The sequence below is a fragment of the Gluconobacter potus genome (assembly GCF_015244705.1).
Classification (GTDB): Bacteria; Pseudomonadota; Alphaproteobacteria; order Acetobacterales; family Acetobacteraceae; genus Gluconobacter; species Gluconobacter potus.
The window spans coordinates 1-3,688 of the sequence record NZ_JABCQF010000040.1; the positions used below are offsets into that span (position 1 = coordinate 1).

At 60.5% G+C, this 3,688-nt stretch carries 2 protein-coding genes; one reads left to right on the plus strand and one right to left on the minus strand.

All coding sequences use genetic code 11. The annotated features are described in order from the left end of the window. Nucleotides 1-28: 28 nt before the first annotated feature. A complete protein-coding gene (locus HKD31_RS15745; protein WP_061507276.1) occupies nt 29-2,920 on the minus strand; it encodes a Tn3 family transposase in 2,892 nt (963 codons plus the stop codon). A 125-nt stretch (nt 2,921-3,045) separates the two neighbouring features. On the opposite strand from HKD31_RS15745, the gene HKD31_RS15750 reads away from it, so the two are divergent. Beyond that, on the plus strand, nt 3,046-3,660 hold the full coding sequence (locus HKD31_RS15750; protein WP_010512305.1) for a recombinase family protein: 615 nt from the start codon (nt 3,046-3,048) through the stop codon (nt 3,658-3,660). The last annotated feature ends 28 nt before the right edge of the window (nt 3,661-3,688 follow it).

Below are 3,688 nucleotides of genomic sequence, written 5' to 3' on the forward strand. Positions count from 1 at the left end.
GGGGTCGTTTGCGGGAGGGGGCGAAATCCTACGCTAAGGATTTAGGCCAGCGATATTCGCCGGTGAGGTTGATGTGTTCCCATCCCAGCGGTGAGACATGGGCGAGGAGATCAGGCGGGATGATGATGCCGTCCACGGCGCGTCTGTCCACGACCTCCCCGAGTTTCATGGTGTTCCAGAAGATGATGATGGCGGCGAGCAGGTTCATGCCGGCAATACGATAGTGCTGCCCTTCGCCTGAGCGGTCGCGTATCTCACCTCGACGATGGAAGCTGATGGCGCGCTTGAGGGCATGATGGGCCTCGCCCTTGTTGAGACCGATCTGAGCCTGGCGCTGGAGACCGGCGTCGAGAATCCAGTCGATCATGAACAGGGTGCGCTCGATGCGACCGATCTCCCGCAATGCGAGGGCCAGCTCATTCTGGCGCGGGTAGGAAGCGAGCTTGCGAAGAATCTGGCTGGGGGCGACGATGCCCGCTGCGATCGTTGCCGTGACGCGCAGGATGTCGGGCCAGTTGCGCTCGATGAGCGGTTCATTGATTTTGCCGCCAACCAGCGCTCGCACATTGGCGGGCGTCGCGTTGGGCGTGAAGGCATAGAGTCTTTTCTGAGAGAGATCTCGGATACGCGGTGCGAACCTGTAGCCGAGCAAGGAGCTGGCGGCGAACACATGATCGGTAAAGCCACCCGTGTCGGCAAAATGCTGGCGGACGCGGCGGCCTGCGTCATTCATGAGCAGCCCATCGAGTATATAAGGTGCCTCGCTGACCGTTGCCGGGATGACCTGGGTAGCGAAGGGTGCATATTGATCGGACACATGGCTGTATCCCTTGAGGCCTGGGACGTTGCCATATTTCGCGTTGATCAGATTCATCGCTTCGCCCTGCTCGGTAGCAAGGAAGAACTGCCCGTCGCTGGATGCGGATTTCCCTTGTCCCCAGAAGGCGGACATAGGCAGAGCGGCATGGGCTTCCACGATCATGGCGAGCGCCCGATCATAGGCGCTGCCTTCGACATGCCAGCGTGCGATCCGCAGCAATTCCCAGAAGCTGTGCGTATTGGTCGCCGCTGCCATCTTGCGTAGACCAAGATTGACGCCTTCCGCCAACAACACGTTCATCAGGCCGATCTGGTCGCGGCAAGGCACGCCAGTGCGCAGATGCGTGAAAGCCTCGGAGAATCCGGTTCGCTCATCGACTTCCAGCAACAAATCGGTGATCCTCGTGGACGGGAGCTGTTGATAGAGATCGAGTACGAGATCCTCAGTGCCTTCGGGTGTGTCAGCCTTCAGCTTGTCGATGTGCAGCTTGCCGTTCTCGATGATGCCGCCTGGGATCGTACCGGTTCGCGCCGCGCGGCCAAGCGCCTTCAGTTGTGTATCCAGTCGAGCCCTGCGCTCGGCAAGCCATTCGCCGGGTTGCAGCGGCACAGCGAACCGCGCGGTCTGCTCTATCGCCTGTGGCGGGACCAGGATCTGCTTGAGGTCGCCATAGCGGCGCGATTTTGCCAGCCATATGTCGCCGGACCGGAAAGCGTCGCGGATATGGAACAGCACCGCGATTTCCCAAAGTCGGTAGTCGCCGGCGGGCGCAGCGCGAAGATGGCGATGCCATTTGGAGTTGGGACGTAGAAAATCCATAGGAGGATCGGATTTGATCCCGCTCTGTAGCAGCGCGATAGCCGTCAGAAGAGGCTTGGCAATCGGCGCCGCCTGCATGTCGAGCAGGCGCAGCATCCTGGGCGCATAGAGGCGGAAGCGATGATAGCCGTCCAGCACACGGCTGAGCGGGTCGGCAGCGAGCACATTGGTCAACGCAGAGGCCGTGGCGACAAGGGTTCTGAACCGTTCCCAGCCTGGACCGGTGGTGATTATCCCGTCCAGGGATGCGCCATCGTCCTGCGCTCCAAGCAAAGCACCACCGATTTCAGCAAAAGACTTCAGCGTGTCCCGAACGGCCGCCTTTTCGTCGGCGATCTTGGTGCTGCAAAGGCGTTCGGAGACCCGATAGAGACGGCCTACGATGCGATCGTGGGTCTCCACGATGACATCAGCCAGAGATGACCGCCATTCCATGGTGCAGACAGCGAGGATTGCAAGCCGCCTGCCTTCGGGCAGATCGCGCATGCCGTCGGCGTAATAGCGCTCGCCCTGCCGGCGAAGGCGGGTCACACGATGCGCGGGAACGCCGTCCAGCAAATCTGCCGGAAGATCGAACTTGTGGAGATATTCCAGTCGATCCATCAGCCGATTGGCCGCCGCCGAATTTGCGCCAACTTCGAACTGTCGCAGCCATACGAAGCGGGTGATGCGACCATCCACCGTATTCTCTAACAGATGAGCCAAATTCTCGCTCAGGGCTGGTGTTATGCGATGGGCGATACGATCTTCGATCCTGCGTTCGGCCTTGACCAGTGCATCGGCACAAAGGCGCTCAATCGTTGAGAAACCGGGAAGGATTGTGCGGGTGCGGCGACACTCTGCAACGAAGCGACGGGCAAGATCCTCATTCGATGTCGCCGCCTCGGCTTCCCGAGCGATCCAATCGCGCAAATCCCGTGCGCCCCGCCCCGAAAAGGAGCGATAGCCGTAGATCCGGCGTAGGTCCGCCAGATGCTCATGCCGGGTCTCCTCGCGCGCGGCATAGAGGAGTAGATCGTCACGGCTCAGCCCGAGCTGGGCCGCGATGAAATCCGATACCTGTGCCGGGATCAGCTCGCCAGGGGTGAGTACCCGGCCCGGGTAGCGCAGGACGCACAGTTGCAGCGCGAAGCCGAAACGGTTGTGGGCGCGCCGGCGCTGGCGGATATGCCCGAGATCCTCATCGCTAAGGGTATAGTGCCGCAGCAGATCACCTTGATCGACCGGTAAGTGAAACAGCGCCTCGCGCTGTCGATCGGTCAGGGTCACGCGACGCGGCATACATGCTCCTTATTCTTTCCAAGGTAAGGTTTGAGATAGTTTGATTGCGATGCTGGTTAAGATACACAATAGTGCAAGCTTATGTGCTCATGTTCGTCACCGCTTCAAACCAACGTTTAAGAAACATGCTGATCGGATATGCCCGCGTCTCCAAAGCCGATGGTTCCCAATCCCTCGACCTCCAGCACGACGCCCTGCGTGCCGCCGGTATCGAGCCAGGTAATATTTATGATGATCGTGCATCCGGTAGCCGCGATGATCGGCCCGGCTTAGCTGCATGCCTCAAATCCTTGCGCGACGGCGATGTGCTGGTGGTCTGGAAACTCGATCGCCTCGGGCGCTCGCTCGCCCACCTGGTCAACACCGTGAAGGATCTGTCAGACCGCAGGATCGGCCTGCGTGTGCTGACCGGAAAAGGCGCTCAGATCGACACCACGACCGCATCCGGCCGCATGGTGTTCGGTATCTTTGCCACTCTGGCCGAGTTCGAGCGGGATCTGATCCGCGAGCGCACCATGGCTGGCCTTGCCGCAGCCAGAGCGCGCGGACGAAAGGGAGGGCGAAAATTCGCCCTGACCAAAGCACAGGTGCGTCTCGCCCAGGCCGCCATGGCGCAGCGCGACACGTCTGTTTCCGATCTGTGCAAGGAACTCGGGATCGAGCGCGTCACTCTATACAGATATGTCGGACCGAAGGGCGAGCTCAGGGATTATGGGAAGCGCGTTCTCAGCTTAGCGTAGGATTTCGCCCCCTCCCGCAAACGACCCC

Bases quoted from the DNA above. Each gene is read 5' to 3' on its own strand.
- HKD31_RS15745 (WP_061507276.1), bottom strand. From the start codon at position 2,920: ATGCCGCGTCGCGTGACCCTGACCGATCGACAGCGCGAGGCGCTGTTT.
- HKD31_RS15750 (WP_010512305.1), top strand. From the start codon at position 3,046: ATGCTGATCGGATATGCCCGCGTCTCCAAAGCCGATGGTTCCCAATCC.